Below are 15,575 nucleotides of genomic sequence, written 5' to 3' on the forward strand. Positions count from 1 at the left end.
AGGAAACAGCCTTTTGGCGGTTTCGCCCTCAGCCCTTCCGGTATTGCCGCGCCATGTGCAGATAGTCCTGGGCGGACTCCTGAATGCTCTGGAGCTCCTCCGGCGTCAGCGGGCGGACCACCTTGGCGGGGCTGCCCAAAATCATGGAGCCGGCGGGGGCGTCCATCTTGCCAGTGACCAGGGCGCCGGCGCCCACGATGCAGTGATCCCCGATTCTGGCGCCGTCCAGCACGATGGAGCCCATGCCGATCAGAACATGGTCCCCCACCGTGCAGCCATGCAGAATGGCGCCGTGGCCCACAGTGCAGCCTTGGCCCACTACAGTGTTTGCATGGAGAATGACGCCGTCCTGGAGATTGGTCTCCCGGCCCACAGAGATCGCCCCCTCATCTCCCCGCAAAACGGCGTTATACCAGACGCTGACGCCGGGTGCCAGGTCTACATCCCCCACCACGCAGGCGCCTTCGCAGATCAGAACATCTGCATCGGTTTTTCTCTGCTCATAAAACATCTGCAATTCCTTCTTTCTCTCATGTGCGCGGAGGACCGCCTCCGCAGGGGTTCAGAGCTCCGGCGCAAAGTTGCCGTCTACAAAGACCGGAATCTCCTTTCCGTCATGGGTGGTGCCCAGGATGCTCAAATCCGGTGTGCCCACCATGAAGTCCACGTGGGTGATGGAATCGTTGAGGCCCCGGGCCTTCAGCTCTTCCTTGTTCATTCGCTGGCCGCCCTCCAGGCAGGGGTACGCCTCACCGAAAGCGATATGGCAGGCGGCATTCTCGTCAAAAAGAGTGTTGTAGAAGAGAATCTTCTGGTTGGAGATGGGGCTGTCATAGGGGACCAGGGCCACTTCGCCGAAATAGCAGGCGCCCTCGTCCACGGAAATAGCGGCCTTCAGAGCCTCCTCGCCCTTTTCCGCATGGGCCTCCACGATTTTGCCGTCCTTGACCACAAAGTGGAACTTGTCGATGATGGCGCCGTCGTTCACCAGGGGCATGGCAGAGTACACCACGCCATTGACTCCGCTTTTCAGCGGAGAGGTGAAGATCTCCTCCGTGGGGATGTTGGCAATATAACTCTGGCCGGAGAGCGTCACATCGTCTCCCGCCTGCCAGATATGCCCCTCCGGCAGCTCTACCGTGAGGTCGGTGCCCAGGGAGTTGACATAGTGCAGCGACTTGAAGCGCAGGGCATTCAGGCGGTCCAGCCGGCGGTGGAGCGTCTGAAGATGCTCCTGCCACCGCTCCACTGCGGAGCCGTCTCCGCGGATGCGCACCGCCTGGAAGATGGCGTTCCAGAGCTTCTCCATGGCTTCCGCCTCCGGGAGACCCGGAAAGACGGTTTTTGCCCAGCTGGGAATGGGGATGGAGGCGATGCACCAGGGAAAGCCCCCGCACATTTGCAGGCGGTCAAAGTCCTTGAGAGCCTTGCCGCTGGCCTGCTGGGAGCGGACGATGCGCTGGGGGTCTACGCCTTTGAGGTTCTCTGGGTCCGTGGCGGAAATGGCGAGATAGGCCGCACCCTCCAGGGCGTGGTCATTGAAAAAATGCCGCCTCCAGGGGGGGACCGCGTCAAAGACGCCGTCTTCGGCATGCAGGTACTTCATGCGGGTCAAGGCGTCGTCGTGCCAGTTCATCACCACCTCGCCGCAGCCGGCGTCATAGGCCTCCTGCGCGCACAGGCGGGCGAAGTCGGCGCACTCCACGGGAGCGGAGATGACCAGACGCTGTCCCTTTTGAATATTCAGGCCCACCCGGGCCAAAAGCCGGGCATATTCCTGCAGAGCATGTTCCATATTGGATTCATCCTTTCCAAAATTGCGAAATGTTGTTTATTGAAGAAGATTATACCAGTCAGACAGGGTACAGGGTGTGAACGGAATAAAAATTTTTCCAGGTTCTAAACAGATGCCAGAAATTTTTGGTGGCCCCGCCACATGGGAAGAGGCTAGAGAGAAGCGCCTCCGCCGTCCTTGCGCAGGCTGATCAGGGTACCGTTGAGCTCAGCGCCCATGATGAGCGTGACAGCGGTGAGATTCAGCCAGATCAGCAGAACAATGACAGTACCGATGGAACCGTACAACACCGAGTAGTTGGCAAAGTTATTGACATACATGGCATAGACCCAGCTGATAAACAGCCAGGCGGCCAGAGCTGCCAGCGTACCGGGCCAGATATTCCGCCAGGGCTGGCGGCCGTCCTGCGCCAAAGCGTAGAGGAAGAACAGTGCGAAATATCCCACCAGAGCAGACACTGGAAACCGTAGCCGCGCCCACATCCCTGCAGCGACAGCCGGCAGGTGAAAATGCTCCACAGCATAGATGAGAACGCGATCCCCCACAGTCATCAGCGTCAGGGTCAAAGCGATGGTGATGATCAGCAGCACGGTATACAACAGTGCCTTGACCCGGGGGAGAATCACCCCGCGAGGCGGTCCCAGGTGATAGGCGGTGCGGACGGAGCGCATCAGAGCGTTGGTGGCGCGCATGGGGAAATAAATGGAGAAGAAGAGGCCGAAGAGCAGTAGCTGCGGGCTGTGGTTGGAGCTGACATACGTCAAATACATCTCCACCAGATTCAGAACATCTGCCGGTAGGATCGTCCGCAGTGCCTGAATGATGGCAGCCACATCCAGATTCAAAAGGCCCAGCAGGGCACTGATAAAGATCAGGACTGGAAAGAGCGTAAAAAGCAGATAAAAGGCCAGAGCGGCGCTTTGAATCCCTACATTATGGCGCAGGTACCTGCGGGTCATTAAATAAATGCCCCGCAGGAAGAGATTTTTAGGCGGGGAGATCGAGCGCATGGGAAATCCTCCCTTCCATGGAGAGATCGGGGATCGGATACAAGGCGCTTATTCCCATTGTGCCCAGATGTCCGGACAATAGCCAACGGTGGCCTCCTTGCCGTTGCGGACGATGGGAGTGGCGAAAAGCTCTGGGTGTTCCAGCAGCTTCTCCTCCTGAGCATCAGGAGTGAGATAGGCCATATATAAATCCTCATAGGCCCGGCATTTTGCATTCACCAGAGCTGCAAAGCCCACGTTCCGCTTGACGGATTGGTATTCCCGGGGGGATAATCCCTTTGAAGGGACGTCGATATACTGGTATTTGATGCGGCGCTCCTTGAACCACCGCTCCGCTTTTTTGGTATCAAAGGACTTAGAGGAACCAAAGATCTGGATATTCATGGCAGCGCTCCTTGATGATGAAATGGAGGGATTTTCTGATGACAGAGAGTATCAAAACGCTGCGGGAGCTGGTTAACGCCTCCAGCAGCATCGTGTTTTTCGGCGGCGCCGGGGTCAGTACGGAGTCCGGCATCCCGGATTTCCGCAGCACCGGCGGGCTGTACCACCAGGAGTGGAGTTATCCGCCTGAGGTGATTTTAAGCCATAGCTTTTATAAAAGCAACCCCGAAGAATTTTTCCGCTTCTATCGGGCCAAGCTGCTCGCGCCGGACGCAAAGCCCAATGCCGCCCACAAAAAGCTGGCCCAATGGGAGAAGGAGGGGAGGCTAAAGGCCGTTGTCACTCAAAATATTGACGGGCTGCACCAGGCCGCGGGCAGTCGGAATGTGCTGGAGCTCCACGGCAGTGTCCACAGAAACTTCTGCGAGCGGTGCGGGAAGTTCTATGGCCTGGATCACATCCTGCACACGGAGGGAGTACCACGCTGTGACTGCGGGGGAATCATCAAGCCCGACGTGGTACTGTATGAGGAGGGGCTCAATGAAGATACCTTACATGCCGCGGTCCGCACCATCTCTGAGGCGGACCTCATGATGATCGGCGGCACCTCTCTGAATGTCTGGCCTGCGGCGGGACTGATCAACTACTACCGGGGGAACCGGCTGGTGCTGATCAACAAATCCGCCGTGGGAAGAGACCTGGATGCGGCGCTGGTCATCACGGAGCCCATTGGCGAGGTTTTGTCTCAGATATAGAATTCCGGATCAAGCAGAGCCCCACATGGCGCCACCTGAAAAGGTGGCGCCATTTTTTGCGTGATTTCAGGAAGAGATGCAAGTTACAGATGAAAAAATGCAAAAAAAGAAAAGAACATCCAATAATTTTCATAGAATACCCTTGATTATGAAAGAACGGCGTGGTAATATTGCATTATACTAAAAGCACGGGAAGGAGCCTTGCCATGATCTGGAACGAAAAGCGGGAAAATGCTTACTGCGAGATTACTCCTGCGCTTCTGGCGCTGAAGGAGCAGTGGGAGAAAAAGAACTACATCGATCCCCGTCTATATAAGGAGTACAACGTGAAGCGGGGGCTGCGGGATGAGGATGGCCGCGGTGTGCTGACAGGGCTGACCCGCGTAGGTGAGATTCAGTCGTACCAAGTGACCTCTGGGCCAGACGGAGAGCATATCATCCCAGACGAGGGGATGCTGTACTACCGGGGAATTGACTGTCGGGAAATCGTCAAGGGCTCCGCAGAGCGGGGGCGCTTTGCCTTTGAGGAGGCGGCCTATCTGCTGCTCTTTGGCGAGCTGCCCACTGCCGATCAGCTCCAGGACTTCTGTGTGCAGCTGGCATCCTATCGTACGCTGCCCACCAACTTCTTCCGGGACGTCATCATGAAGGCGCCGCCCAAGGACCTGATGAACACTATGCAGCGGGCGATCCTGACACTCTTTTGTTATGACGACAAGCCCAATGACGTGGGGCTGGAGAACGTGCTGCGCCAGTGCCTCCAGCTGACTGCCAACATGCCGGTGCTGGCCATCTACGCCTATCAGGCCTGGAGGTACAGCCAGGGTGAGAGCCTCTTCATCCACGTGCCGAAGCCAGAGCTCTCCACGGCGGAGAACTTCTTGCGGATGCTGCGGGAGGACCGGAGCTACACGGAGCTGGAGGCTCGGGTTTTAGACGTGGCGCTGGTGCTGCACGCAGACCATGGCGGCGGCAACAACTCTACCTTTACCAACCATGTGGTCACTTCCTCCGGAACAGATACGTATTCCGCGATTGCAGCCTCCATGGCCTCCCTGAAGGGTCCCCGCCATGGCGGTGCCAACAGTAAGGTCATGGATATGATGGATGATATCAAGACCCATGTCCGGGACTGGGGCAGCGAGGGCGAGATCACCCAATACCTCACGAAGCTCCTGGACAAGGAGGCCTTTGACCGCAGCGGACTCATCTACGGCCTGGGCCACGCCGTCTACACCCGTTCCGATCCCCGGTGCGAGGTTTTCCGGGACTATGTCCACCGTCTGGCGGGAGAAAAGGGTCTGGAGCAGGAATTGGCGCTGTACAGCAACGTGGAGAGAATCGGTAAACAGCTGCTGATGGAGCGGCGCCATAAGGACGCCATCTCCACGAACATTGATTTTTACAGCGGTTTTGTCTATGAGATGCTGGGCCTGCCCGGGGAGCTGTACACGCCGCTGTTCGCGGTGGCTCGTATTTCCGGTTGGAGCGCCCACCGCATGGAGGAACTCTCCTCCGGCGGCAAGCTGATCCGCCCTCGCTATGAGTGTGTGGAGGAGGTCCGCTCCTATATCCCCATGGAAAACCGCTGAAGGCGCATATCCCCGCCGGTGTAAACTGGCGGGGAAAAAAATTTATAAAAAAGTGGAATTTTGGGTTGACAACAGGGCCGGTTCCAGCTATAATGATCAAGCAGTCTTTTCCAGGGGTTGTTGATCTGCGGCTGTGCTGGAACTGGTAGACAGGCCAGCTTGAGGTGCTGGTGTCGATTCGACGTGTGGGTTCAAGTCCCGTCAGCCGCACCAGGTCCACTTAAAAAGGGACCTTTCGCCAAATGCGCGAGTGGTGGAATTGGCAGACTCGCTAGATTCAGGTTCTAGTGTCCTTTACGGACGTGCGGGTTCAAGTCCCGCCTCGCGCACCAAAAAAGGAAGACACGCTGAAAAGCGTGTCTTCCTTTTTGAGTTTACGCCGCAGGCTCCACATACTCACTTTCCCATGCCCGGTGGCAGTGGATTCCGCCTGCGCCGAGGTTTTACCTAACACCTGTAGGCACACAGGTGCGGTTATGCGGTTCGGTGGTTCCGTACCTGGAAGCGGCCATATGGGGCCTCCCTTTCGGCGCAAAAGACCAATGCGCCTGTGGCTGCCATCTCAAGAGGATTCAGGGGCCTTGTCAGAGTACGAGGCGTGCTTTTGCAACAGTTATACAGGCCATGGGGATGGCGATCTATCCCCATGGCCTGTACTTTTGCACCGGAGTTATTCGTCCTCTAAACGCCGCAGACCTGCGATATCGCAGACAGGCAGGGAGAAGACCAGGGATTGGGCGGCTGTCTGCATGCCGGCCTGGGTCATCACGGCCTTCATGATTTCCCGACGATCATCGGCCTTCACCAGAATAAACACCAGCTCTCGCTCTGCCGCGATGGAGACACCAAAGAACTTGTGGGCCAAGTCAGTGCCGGTACCTTTCGCGTGGACAGAGGTGCCGCCAGTCGCGCCCGCGCTGCGGGCCGCTGCCATTACCTGGTCCGTATGGCCCTGGTTCGTGATGACGATCAACAGCTCATGTGTGGATTTACTCTCCATAGTCTCTGGCTCCTCCTGCCGCAACAAATAATCCCGTGCCGTGGCTCCGCCAATGCTGGACAGCGGCACTGTCATCAGGACGCCCCGGCCAGGGATATCCAGCCACAGTTCCTTTTCCGCTTGATGCACCAGCTGGGGGGAGCGCTGCGCGATGCACAGCAGCACGGACTTTTCCGTGGCCTCCAAGCCCAGATAGTCCAGGATTTCCGTCGTGGCTGTTCCGCGGCCCAGGGCAGTTAAAACCAGGGGAATTCCCTGCGATTGATACCAGGCGGCAAACTCTCCGCCACGGTTCCGATCTGTTATGGTGATGATCAGAACAGCCTCGTTCATAGCAGGAGACCTCCTTTCCAATTCTCTTACAAGTCAATAATTTCCTCGTCTGTGACGATTTGGGGAGATTTCTCCGGCGCGGTGCGCTTCAGCTTCCACTGATAGAACAGTCCTAACAACTGGATGGTCAAAAGCGGTGTCATCGCCACCATCGCCACAACGCCGAATGCATCGGTAATCACATTGCCGCCCAAGGCTTCACAGGCACCCATGGCAAAGGGCAGCAAAAATGTGGCGGTCATGGGGCCGGATGCCACGCCGCCAGAGTCAAAGGCGATGGCAGTAAACATGCTGGGGACCAGAAAGGATAGAATCAATGCCGCCAAGTAGCCAGGTATCAGGAACCAGAAGATGGAAATACCGGTCAGCACCCGGGTCATGGCAAGACCAATGGAGACGGCCACACCGATAGACAAGCTGGTACTCATGGCCTTGCCGGGAATGGCGCCGGAGGTGATTTCCTCCACCTGCTTATTCAGAACATGGACGGCGGGTTCCGCCTGGACAATGAACCAGCCCATCAGCATACCAATGGGGATGAGAATCCAGTGATAGGAGAGGGCGGCAATCTGCTGGCCCAGATAACTGCCCGCCGGGGAAAAGCCCACATTGACCCCTGTGAGGAAAAGGACTAATCCAAAGTAAGTATAAAGGAGACCAACCACAATTTTCAACACTTTTTTTCGGGAAAGGTGCAAAGAGACCACTTGAAAAATGGCGAAGAATGCGCCGATGGGCGCAAGACATACCGCCACCTCGTGAAAATACTTTGGAAAAGCCACGGCAAACAGACTCCACAGGGCACGGGTATCTGTCACAGCTGGGACCTCCGCCGGCGTATAGGCTCCTGAGGCGGGATAGACCAGCGCCAAGATTAACACGGCCAAAATGGGGCCAATGGAGCACAGAGCCACCAGGCCAAAGCTATCTTGGGCGGCGTTTTCATCGCTGCGGATAGAGGCTACACCCAGGCCCAGGGCCATGATGAAAGGGACCGTCATGGGGCCGGTGGTGACGCCACCGGAATCAAAGGCAATGGCAAGAAAATCCTTTGGCACAAAAAGAGAGAGGGCGAAAACCACGATATAAAAGCCCACCAGCATCCACTGCAGGGGAACCCGAAAGAGGATGCGCAGCAGGGAAATCACCAGGAAGGCCCCGACACCAATCGCCACAGCGCCCACCAGAACGGCGTTGGGGACGCTGGGCACCTGCTCCGCCAGAACCTGCAGGTCCGGCTCTGACACCGTGACGATAACGCCGATTAAAAAGCTGATGGTAATGACCACCCACAGCTTTCTTGACCTGGTCATATGAGCGCCCACCCGCTCACCAATGGGAGTCATAGCTGTCTCGGCCCCTAGAGTGAAAAGGGCCATACCAAAGATCAGCAGGACAGCTCCCACTAGAAACGTCAATAACGTGTCTGGCGGTATCGGTGAAATCGTGAAGCACAATACCAGCACAATGGCTGTAATGGGCAGCACAGAGGCAAGGGCCTCTCTGGCCTTTTCGTATAAAATGGTTTTCGTCTGTCCCAAATGGTTCTGCCAACTCTGCCGCATACCCTGCATGCCGTCACCTCTTCATATGGTCGTTGGATGCCCCTGCGATGTTCTTGGTCAGATTGATCAACAGGAAAACATACGCAGCTGCATTTTATATTAATACAATCTTAATATAGCATAGAATTTCAAGAGGGTTCAAGAAAGCGCGTTTCATTTTAACAGTTTTTTCACAGAAAGGTGGACCTATCTTGTCGAAAGAGCCGCTTTAAGTTCTATCTTAAAATGAAAGACAGCAACATCCAAAAAGGAAAAGCTCAGTCTATTTTACTAAAGGAATCGCCCACATTTTACAGATTCTTTGCTTTCTTCATGAAATTCATATTTTTTTGTTTCCCCGGCTTCTCAATGTTCCACATACCATATATAATAAAATATCATAGTTCTGCCTGAGATCAGAGAACTTTATAAAGGAGAGATGACATGGATATTTTCTCTGTCTTTACCCTCTGCGGCGGCCTAGCCTTTTTTCTGTACGGCATGACCACCATGTCCAAGAGCCTGGAAAAGATGGCTGGAGGCCGACTGGAGCAAATGCTTAAGCGCATGACCGCCAGCCCTCTGAAGAGCCTGCTGCTGGGCGCAGGGATTACCATTGCCATTCAGTCATCCTCCGCCATGACCGTGATGCTGGTGGGGCTGGTGAACTCCGGCGTCATGGAGCTGGGGCAGACCATCGGCGTCATTATGGGGTCCAATATCGGCACCACGCTGACTGCGTGGATTTTGGCCATGACGGGCATTGAGAGTGAGAATGTCTTTGTCAACCTGCTCAAGCCGGAGAACTTCTCTCCTCTGCTGGCGCTGGCGGGCATCATCTTGATCATGGGCTCAAAGAAACAGCGCCGCCGGGATATGGGCCGCATCATGGTGGGCTTTTCCATCCTGATGTACGGCATGGAGCTGATGAAACAGGCCGTCAGTCCTCTGGCAGATATGCCGGAGTTTTCCAGCCTCCTGACGGCGTTCAACAACCCGCTTCTGGGCGTTCTGGTGGGCGCGGTATTCACGGGTGTGATTCAATCCTCCGCAGCCTCTGTGGGCATTTTGCAGGCGTTGGCACTGACCGGGTCCATTACATATGGAATAGCGATCCCCGTGATTATGGGGCAGAATATCGGCACCTGTGTCACGGCGCTGATCAGCTCTATCGGCGTCAACCGAAACGCGAGGCGGGTGGCGGTCATTCATATTTCCTTTAACATTATCGGCTCTGCCGTGTGTTTACTCTTGTTTTATGGCGGCGATATTCTGTTCCACTTCCAGTTTTTGAACTACACCGTGGGCGCGCTGGGAATTGCCGCTTGCCACACCATTTTCAATGTATTCACCACGTTGATGCTGCTGCCTTTCTCTCGCCAGCTGGAAAAGCTGGCGAGAGCCGTGATCCGTGGCGAGAACAAGGCGGAGGAGTTTGCCTTTCTGGACCCGCTTCTGCTGCACACCCCCAGTGTTGCCATCAGCGAATGTGTGGCCATGAGCAACCGCATGGGTGAGGTCGCCAGAGAGAATGTGCATTTGGCCCTTTGTCAGCTGTCTGATTACAGCAATGCCCGGGAGTCTGAGATTCTTGCCAATGAGGACAAGCTGGACATCTATGAGGACCGGCTGGGCAGCTATTTGGTCCAGATTTCCCAGCATGGTGTATCCATGAATGATATCCGAACGGTGTCCCGCCTGCTCCATGCGATCGGGGATTTTGAGCGGATTGGCGACCATGCATTGAATCTGCAGGAGTCCGCGCAGGAGCTTCATGAAAAGGAACTTCACTTTTCGGAGCCTGCGAATGAAGAGCTGCAGGTACTGCTGGCGGCAATGGATGAGATCATGGAGAAAGCCTTTGGGAGTTTCCAGCAGGACAGCGCTGCGATGGCGGTGGAGGTGGAGCCCCTGGAGGAGACAATTGACCGTCTGATTGAAGAAATTCGCATGCAGCACATCCGCCGCCTGCAGACTGGCGCATGCACCATTCAGTTGGGCTTTGTGTTCAATGACCTGCTGACCAATTTGGAGCGGGTCAGCGATCACTGCTCCAACATTGCTGTTTCCATCATTGAGGAGCAGGGAGACCAGGTAGACCGCCATACCTACATCAACGAGCTGAAGGAGGAGAGTGCCTTCAACATGCGGCTCAAGGATAACCTCCAGAAGTACCAGCTCCCAAAAGGCTGATGGACAAGCCCCGCGCCCACGGCGCGGGGCTTTTGACTGCGGTGGCGCAGACGAATACTGCCGGATAGATTACGGTCCAGGGCGGAGAGCCGCACGTATAAAAGATACGCAGATGGGAAATCCTACCGCTACCAATCAAATGAGGAGGATTCCGCCATGTCTGTGGATTTCAAGGACAGCGAGACATTGAAAAATTTAATGCGAGCCTTTGCTGGAGAGAGCCAGGCCCGGAACCGGTATACTTTTGCAGCATCTCTGTGCAAAAGCCAGAAGCTCCACGTTTTAGAAGCGGTTTTCCAGTTTACAGCGGGACAGGAAAAGGAGCACGCCGAAATCTTTTACAACCATATGAAGGAAATGGCCGGCAGTACCATCCAGATTGACGGCGGCTATCCCGTGGATATTACCAACGATGTGACGGAGCTGCTGCGAATGGCCCAGCATAACGAATATGAGGAGCACGATCCTGTCTATCGCTCCTTTGGGGAGACTGCAAAAGCGGAGGGCTTTCCTAAAATTGCCGCGTCCTTTTTGCAGATAGCGCCCATTGAGCAGGGGCACGGCAACCGCTTCGGCCACTTGGCAGACCTGTTGGAGAGCGGGAAGCTTTTTGTATCTGATGTGAAGTGCGCCTGGATGTGCCTGAACTGCGGCCATGTACAGGAGAGCCTGGAGGCGCCGAAGGTCTGTCCTGTCTGCGACCATGACCAGGGCTATTTCATTCGGTTGGAAATGGCACCGTATGCCGGTGGATTACTAAAACCATAAAGAGAAATCAGCCTTCATGCGCCCAAGACGCAGACAGGATGGATCAAGCCTTGACTGCGTCTCGGTTCTTTTAGACCCGCCCGCAGCAGGTTGCTTGTGTTAATGCGTTTGGAAATTAAAAAACCGCCTCCCACGCAGGGAGGCGGTTTTCTCTGTTTATTTCTTCAGATAGAAGGATTGCTTGGCCTGGATCAGCTGGCAGATCACCTCGTTATAGGGCGTGGGAATTCCAGCCTCTTTGCCGGTTTTGACCACGGCGCCGTTGATGATCTTGATCTCAGTCTCCCGCTGGCGGGTGACATCCTGCAGCATGGAGGAGCGGTTGGTGCCGGTGGCGATGGCTACGTCAAAGGCGTTTTTCAGCTCCGCCTCCACATCAAAATGGCAGCCGGTGGCGTTAGCGACAGCGACAGCCTCGCGGACCATGTTCTCCGCCAGGGTGTGCTCATAGGGATTCTCCGCAACCGTGGCGTTGGTCTGGTCCAGCAGAGCGGTGATGGCATTGATGGCGATGTTGGCGAACAGCTTGTGCCAGATCAGCTGCATCACATTCTCGTGGGCAGCGGCTTCAAAGCCGGCCTGACGCAGAGCGTCCGCCACCTTCTCTGCATTGGCGTAGGGCCCCTTCAGGGTGCCCACATTGGTGATGCCGCGGCCGGTGTGGCGCACGTGGCCCGGCTCCAGGAAGGTGCAGCCGTGAGCGGTCGTACCACAGCAGATCTGCTCCTCAGGCACCACCTTGGCGATCTCATCATAGTTGCCGATACCGTTCTGCAGAGAGAGCACGATGGTGTCCTTACCGATCATGGTCTTGGCGTTTTTCAGCGCGTCCTCCAGCAGCATGTACTTGACAAATACGATCAGCAGGTCCACAGGGCCGATTTCGCTGGGGTCTGTGGTGGCGTATTTCGGCGTAAACACAGCGGTTTCACCCTCCGGCTCATCCAGACGGATGCCGTTGGCGCGGATCGCCTCAATATGCTCCTTCCACACGTCGCAGACATAGACCTCATGTACCTTGCTGAGGTAGCCACCGTAAAGACTGCCCATGGCGCCGCAGCCTAAAAGACCGATCTTCATATACAATTCCTCCTCGTTTCATTTTGTAGGGGTTTCTTCCTCTGTATCTTAGCAAATGCCAGAAAAATTATCAAGGGGTCAGACCACCGAAAACAAAAATTTTTCGGTGCTTAGCGCAAATATGCGGCCCCCTCCCAAAATCAAGGAGGGGGCCGGAATCCTTACATGAAAAAGCCTAGAATCACATAGAGCACCATGGAAATGCCGGCAAAACAGCACACATAGGGCATCTGAGTCTTGACGTGGTCGATGATGTTGCAGCCGGTGGTGGCGCAGGACATGATGGTGGTATCAGAGATGGGAGAGGCGTGGTCGCCGAAGATGGAGCCACCGAACATAGCGCCCGCCACCAGGGGGATGCTGGTGCCCATGTTGGCAGCCATGGGCAGGGCGATGACGGCCATGATGGCCATGGTGCCCATGGAAGTGCCGGTGGAGAAGGACAGCAGCATGGAAATGATGAAGGTCAGCAGGGGCAGCAGGGCGGGGGTCAGCACGCCCAGGAAGATCGAGGAGAGGTAGTTGCCGGTGTCCAGGCCGCTGACCAGGGACCCCATCGTCAAGCCGAAGAGCAGCACGCAGGCAATGGGCAGCATGGTGGACATGCCATGAATCAGCTCGCTGACCAGTTGATCCAAGGTAAAGAGCTTTTCCACCATGCACATTACAGAGACCACCAGCACGGAAACCATGCAGCCCCAGAGCAGAGACTGCATGCCGTCGCCCTGGGTGGGGTTGCCGCCGCCGGTCACACACAGCACCGCCAGAATGGTGCCCACCATCGTGGCCATCGGAATCAGCATGTTCTTGGCCCGGGGCTTCACGCCGCTGACAGGGGCGGAGGACTCTTTGGCATCATGGGCGGCGGAGGCGGGGTCATCCAGCTCGCCAGTGCGGTTGACTCTCTCCTCGGCCCTCTTCATGGGACCGAAGTCCAGGGAGAAGACAGCAGAAACAAAGGCGAAGAGCACCGCGATGATGCAGTAGAAGTTCAGGGGGATGGACTGGATCAGCGTGTTGATGGCGGACTCCTCCGCCACGCCGCCAGAGGTGAGGTAGCCGGTCATGGAGGCCAGCCAGCCGCTTAAGGGGAAGAGCACGCACCAGGGCGTGGAGGTGGTATGTACCAGGAAGGCGGCCTTCTCATGGGAGAGCCTCATGCTGTCGTTTAAGGGGCGGGCCACAGAGCCTGTGACCATACAGCTCAGGGAGCCGGAGGTGAACACCACGATACCCAGCACCCAGGTGAAGAGAGCCGCCGCCCGCTTGGATTTGATGACGCCCCGCTTTTTCACCATGATGTCCACAAACCCCTCGATGCCGCCGGAGCGCTCAATGAGATAGATGAGGGCGCCAATGAGCAGCATGGACATGAGGACAATGGTGTTGCTGTTGCTCTCGAAGGTATGGACGAGGCTGTAAAAAGTGTCATTGATGCCGGTGAACAGGTGAAAATCAGCCAAAATCCACGATGCGAGGAAAATACCAATGATGAGGGCGATGAACACATTCTTGATGGCCAGCGCCAGGGCAATCGTCACCAGCGGGGGGACGATGGACCAAAACCCATATTCCATAAAAAACCTCCCTGCGCCGATGGGCGCAACTTCATTCTGCGGCCACACACAGGCCGTCTGTTCATAGCTTCCGGACAGAGCGGCCCAGGTCACCCCGGACCACGCGGCAGTCCCTGGCCGCAAGCTCTCCGCCGATGAACACATAGTCGATGCCCTCTCCCGGCGACGTGGGCTGGTCAAAGGTGGCATGGTCCCGGACCCGGTCCGGGTCGAAGATCACCACGTCCGCGTCGGCACCCACTTGGAGACTGCCCTTGTTGGAAAGCCCCAGCTTGTCCGCCGGCATGGCTGTCATCATCCGAACGGCCTCATAGAGAGACAGCTTTCCCGTCCGGACAAACTGCGCCAGCAGGCGGGGGAAGGAGCCGGCAGCCCGGGGATGGCCCTGCCCGCCATTCATGATGCCGTCGCTTCCCAGCATGACGCCGGGATGGCGCAGGGCCATGTCCACGTCAGACTCCTGCATCACATAGCAGACGGTAAGGCACTCCGGCCAATCCCGCCGCACCTCCTCAAAAATCTCCCGGGTGCAGCGCCGGCCTTTGTAGCGCCCTTCGCATAGTTCCACCACGTCATAGCCGCAGTGATACCGCTCCAGCCAGCCCTCGTCGTAGGTGGTGGAGCCGATGGCAGTGGAGAAGGCGTAGTAGGGATAGCAGTCGCAGCTCACCCGCAGGCCGTTCATCCGGTAGCTGTCCACCATACGCAAAAAGGCTTCCATCTGGCCGAAGCCCGCCATAGAGCCGATGTGGGAGACCTGCACGGGAAGCCCCAATGCCGCGCCCACGTCCAGAAATTCCCGGGCGGCGTCAAAGACCTCGGCGGCGTCGCTGCGGATGTGGGCGGCGATTAATCCGTCCCGCCCCCGGCAGACGGCGGCGGTCCGCTCCAGTTCCCGCCGGTCAATCCCCGGCACATAGCGGATGCCGTAGGAGATGCCAAAGCAGCCCTGATCCAGCGCCCGGATAAAGGCAGCCTCCATCGTGGTGAGCTCTGCCTCACTGACGGGGGTATACTTGTCCATGTGGCCGCAAGCCTCCCGCATATAGGCGTGACCCGCCAGCATGGCGACATTCACAGCGGCGCCGTCCCGGTCGATCAGGTCCAGATAGTCCCCGGGATCGGCACGGTTGATGCCGCACTGCCCGGCCAGGACCGTGGTGACACCCATACGCAGCATGCAGGGAAAGATGGCGGTGGCATCATCCCGCACCAGATGACCGTCAGGCCCCACCGGGTCCTCATGCATGTGGATATCCACAAAGCCGGGAGTCACGACCCGGCCCGCAGCATCAATGACCTGATCAGCCTCAGGTTGGCTCTCAGTGATAGCCGCCACCCTGCCGTCCTGCAGCAGCAGGTTTAGTTGGGAGCAGATCTGGTTTCTGGGGTCGATGACCAGACCGCCTTTGATTAACGTGCTCATGAAAAGGATTCATCCTCTCTATGACTGTCTGCTGGCAGCCACATATTGATATCATAGAATAGCAGACTTTTCGTGAAAAATCAATCGGCAGTCTGCACGGAATGCCACTGAAGAAAAG

13 protein-coding genes and 2 tRNA genes are annotated in these 15,575 nt (G+C 56.7%); 6 read left to right on the forward strand and 9 right to left on the reverse strand.

The genetic code is table 11. The features are described 5' to 3' along the window. Window positions 1–28: 28 nt before the first annotated feature. The 4 genes from KJS55_RS09620 to KJS55_RS09635 all read right to left on the reverse strand — a co-directional run bounded on the left by KJS55_RS09620 (window position 29) and on the right by KJS55_RS09635 (window position 3,189). Window positions 29–511: a gamma carbonic anhydrase family protein gene (locus KJS55_RS09620; RefSeq protein ID WP_187029278.1), complete on the reverse strand. Its 483-nt coding sequence runs from the start codon at window positions 509–511 to the stop codon at window positions 29–31. Window positions 512–562: 51 nt separating this feature from the next. Further along, a complete protein-coding gene (locus KJS55_RS09625) occupies window positions 563–1,795 on the reverse strand; it encodes an aminopeptidase (RefSeq protein ID WP_213543247.1) in 1,233 nt (410 codons plus the stop codon). Between the two features lie 152 nt (window positions 1,796–1,947). Further along, the gene (locus KJS55_RS09630) at window positions 1,948–2,805 is read right to left on the reverse strand and encodes a YihY/virulence factor BrkB family protein (RefSeq protein ID WP_187029280.1); all 858 of its coding nucleotides are present in this window, start codon (window positions 2,803–2,805) and stop codon (window positions 1,948–1,950) included. Between the two features lie 48 nt (window positions 2,806–2,853). Continuing rightward, complete coding sequence (locus tag KJS55_RS09635; RefSeq protein ID WP_187029281.1) at window positions 2,854–3,189, reverse strand: arsenate reductase family protein; 336 nt, start codon at window positions 3,187–3,189, stop codon at window positions 2,854–2,856. Window positions 3,190–3,227: 38 nt separating this feature from the next. Between KJS55_RS09635 and KJS55_RS09640 the strand changes: the two genes are divergently transcribed. The 4 genes from KJS55_RS09640 to KJS55_RS09655 all read left to right on the forward strand — a co-directional run bounded on the left by KJS55_RS09640 (window position 3,228) and on the right by KJS55_RS09655 (window position 5,868). Further along, window positions 3,228–3,944, forward strand: a complete 717-nt coding sequence (locus KJS55_RS09640) for an NAD-dependent protein deacylase (protein ID WP_213543248.1) — start codon at window positions 3,228–3,230, stop codon at window positions 3,942–3,944. Window positions 3,945–4,150: 206 nt separating this feature from the next. Next, window positions 4,151–5,536, forward strand: a complete 1,386-nt coding sequence (locus KJS55_RS09645; RefSeq protein WP_187029285.1) for a citrate/2-methylcitrate synthase — start codon at window positions 4,151–4,153, stop codon at window positions 5,534–5,536. 127 nt (window positions 5,537–5,663) lie between these two features. Next, a tRNA-Leu gene (locus tag KJS55_RS09650) sits at window positions 5,664–5,749 on the forward strand. 31 nt (window positions 5,750–5,780) lie between these two features. Further along, a tRNA-Leu gene (locus KJS55_RS09655) sits at window positions 5,781–5,868 on the forward strand. 338 nt (window positions 5,869–6,206) lie between these two features. Here KJS55_RS09655 and KJS55_RS09660 read toward each other — a convergent pair. Both KJS55_RS09660 and KJS55_RS09665 read right to left on the reverse strand, forming a co-directional pair. Further along, a complete protein-coding gene (locus KJS55_RS09660; RefSeq protein WP_213543249.1) occupies window positions 6,207–6,869 on the reverse strand; it encodes a P-II family nitrogen regulator in 663 nt (220 codons plus the stop codon). Between the two features lie 26 nt (window positions 6,870–6,895). Then, window positions 6,896–8,434: a DUF1538 domain-containing protein gene (locus KJS55_RS09665; RefSeq protein ID WP_213543673.1), complete on the reverse strand. Its 1,539-nt coding sequence runs from the start codon at window positions 8,432–8,434 to the stop codon at window positions 6,896–6,898. A 423-nt stretch (window positions 8,435–8,857) separates the two neighbouring features. Here KJS55_RS09665 and KJS55_RS09670 point away from each other — a divergent pair, with 423 nt between their 5' ends. Together KJS55_RS09670 and rbr are read left to right on the forward strand one after the other, a co-directional pair. Then, on the forward strand, window positions 8,858–10,606 hold the full coding sequence (locus tag KJS55_RS09670) for a Na/Pi cotransporter family protein (protein ID WP_187029298.1): 1,749 nt from the start codon (window positions 8,858–8,860) through the stop codon (window positions 10,604–10,606). 156 nt (window positions 10,607–10,762) lie between these two features. Next, the gene (gene rbr, locus KJS55_RS09675; RefSeq protein WP_187029300.1) at window positions 10,763–11,374 is read left to right on the forward strand and encodes a rubrerythrin; all 612 of its coding nucleotides are present in this window, start codon (window positions 10,763–10,765) and stop codon (window positions 11,372–11,374) included. A 156-nt stretch (window positions 11,375–11,530) separates the two neighbouring features. On the opposite strand, the gene KJS55_RS09680 is transcribed toward rbr, so the two are convergent. The 3 genes from KJS55_RS09680 to KJS55_RS09690 form a co-directional block, all read right to left on the reverse strand. Then, complete coding sequence (locus KJS55_RS09680) at window positions 11,531–12,454, reverse strand: ketopantoate reductase family protein (protein ID WP_187029302.1); 924 nt, start codon at window positions 12,452–12,454, stop codon at window positions 11,531–11,533. Window positions 12,455–12,615: 161 nt separating this feature from the next. Then, complete coding sequence (locus KJS55_RS09685; RefSeq protein WP_213543250.1) at window positions 12,616–14,031, reverse strand: Na+/H+ antiporter NhaC family protein; 1,416 nt, start codon at window positions 14,029–14,031, stop codon at window positions 12,616–12,618. Window positions 14,032–14,092: 61 nt separating this feature from the next. Beyond that, window positions 14,093–15,457, reverse strand: a complete 1,365-nt coding sequence (locus KJS55_RS09690) for an N-acyl-D-amino-acid deacylase family protein (RefSeq protein WP_187029306.1) — start codon at window positions 15,455–15,457, stop codon at window positions 14,093–14,095. Window positions 15,458–15,575 lie beyond the last annotated feature (118 nt).

Origin of the sequence: Pusillibacter faecalis, from assembly GCF_018408705.1 — a bacterium.
In the GTDB taxonomy this organism is placed as follows: domain Bacteria; phylum Bacillota; class Clostridia; order Oscillospirales; family Oscillospiraceae; genus Oscillibacter; species Oscillibacter faecalis.

Excerpts from the sequence above, each read along its gene's own strand:
- KJS55_RS09630 (WP_187029280.1), bottom strand. The coding sequence starts at position 2,805 with ATGCGCTCGATCTCCCCGCCTAAAAATCTCTTCCTGCGGGGCATTTAT.
- KJS55_RS09620 (WP_187029278.1), bottom strand. The coding sequence starts at position 511 with ATGTTTTATGAGCAGAGAAAAACCGATGCAGATGTTCTGATCTGCGAA.
- KJS55_RS09665 (WP_213543673.1), bottom strand. The coding sequence starts at position 8,434 with ATGCGGCAGAGTTGGCAGAACCATTTGGGACAGACGAAAACCATTTTA.
- KJS55_RS09680 (WP_187029302.1), bottom strand. The coding sequence starts at position 12,454 with ATGAAGATCGGTCTTTTAGGCTGCGGCGCCATGGGCAGTCTTTACGGT.
- KJS55_RS09660 (WP_213543249.1), bottom strand. The coding sequence starts at position 6,869 with ATGAACGAGGCTGTTCTGATCATCACCATAACAGATCGGAACCGTGGC.
- KJS55_RS09685 (WP_213543250.1), bottom strand. The coding sequence starts at position 14,031 with ATGGAATATGGGTTTTGGTCCATCGTCCCCCCGCTGGTGACGATTGCC.
- KJS55_RS09645 (WP_187029285.1), top strand. The coding sequence starts at position 4,151 with ATGATCTGGAACGAAAAGCGGGAAAATGCTTACTGCGAGATTACTCCT.
- KJS55_RS09635 (WP_187029281.1), bottom strand. The coding sequence starts at position 3,189 with ATGAATATCCAGATCTTTGGTTCCTCTAAGTCCTTTGATACCAAAAAA.
- KJS55_RS09625 (WP_213543247.1), bottom strand. The coding sequence starts at position 1,795 with ATGGAACATGCTCTGCAGGAATATGCCCGGCTTTTGGCCCGGGTGGGC.
- KJS55_RS09690 (WP_187029306.1), bottom strand. The coding sequence starts at position 15,457 with ATGAGCACGTTAATCAAAGGCGGTCTGGTCATCGACCCCAGAAACCAG.
- rbr (WP_187029300.1), top strand. The coding sequence starts at position 10,763 with ATGTCTGTGGATTTCAAGGACAGCGAGACATTGAAAAATTTAATGCGA.
- KJS55_RS09670 (WP_187029298.1), top strand. The coding sequence starts at position 8,858 with ATGGATATTTTCTCTGTCTTTACCCTCTGCGGCGGCCTAGCCTTTTTT.
- KJS55_RS09640 (WP_213543248.1), top strand. The coding sequence starts at position 3,228 with ATGACAGAGAGTATCAAAACGCTGCGGGAGCTGGTTAACGCCTCCAGC.